The organism is Arthrobacter sp. TB 26 (assembly GCF_000427315.1).
Lineage (GTDB): Bacteria > Actinomycetota > Actinomycetes > Actinomycetales > Micrococcaceae > Arthrobacter.
This window is the reverse complement of record NZ_AUPJ01000427.1, coordinates 804-1,674: the sequence shown is the minus strand read 5'-3', so window position 1 is coordinate 1,674 and position 871 is coordinate 804. Positions and strand designations below refer to the sequence as shown.

The window sequence follows — 871 nt, the reverse complement described above, 5'->3', positions numbered from 1 at the left end:
CCCCGCCCGGGCTTGGTGCGGCTTAGAAGAAGCCGAGCTTGTTCTCGTTGTAGCTGACCAGGAGGTTCTTGGTCTGCTGGTAGTGGTCCAGCATCATCGCGTGGTTTTCGCGTCCGATGCCGGAGGACTTGTAGCCGCCGAACGCAGCCCCTGCCGGGTAGGCGTGGTAGTTGTTGACCCACACCCGGCCGGCCTGGATTTCACGGCCGGCACGGTAGGCGACGTTGCCGTTGCGGGACCAGACGCCGGCGCCGAGGCCGTAGAGGGTGTCGTTGGCGATGCCCATGGCGTCGTTGTAATCGCTGAAGCGGGTCACGGAGACCACCGGGCCAAAGATTTCCTCCTGGAAGATCCGCATCTTGTTGTGGCCTTCGAAGATGGTGGGCTGGACGTAGTACCCGCCGGCCAGGTCGCCGGGCATTTCGGCCCGGGCGCCGCCGGTGAGGATCTTGGCGCCCTCCTGCTTTCCGATGTCGATGTAGGAGAGGATCTTTTCCAGCTGGTCGTTCGAGGCCTGGGCGCCAAGCTGGGTTTCGGTGTCCAGCGGGTTGCCCTGGATGATCTTCTCGACCCGGGCCACGGCGTCGGCCATGAAGGAATCGTAGATGTCCTCCTGGACCAGGGCGCGGGAGGGGCAGGTGCAGACTTCGCCCTGGTTGAAGGCAAAGAGCGTGAACCCTTCCTGGGCCTTGTCGTAGAACGCGTCGTTGGTGTCGGCAACGTCGTTGAAGAAGATGTTGGGGCTCTTGCCGCCGAGTTCCAGCGTGACCGGGATCAGGTTCTGGCTGGCGTACTGGCTGATCAGCCGGCCGGTGGAGGTTTCGCCGGTAAAAGCGATCTTGCGGATCCGGGGGCTTGAGGCCAGCGGCTT

At 63.7% G+C, this 871-nt stretch carries 1 pseudogene (running past one end of the window); it reads right to left on the bottom strand.

The annotated features are described in order from the left end of the window. Positions 1 to 22 precede the first annotated feature (22 nt). A pseudogene (locus K789_RS23345) lies at positions 23 to 871 on the bottom strand (aldehyde dehydrogenase family protein) (it continues 671 nt past the right edge of the window).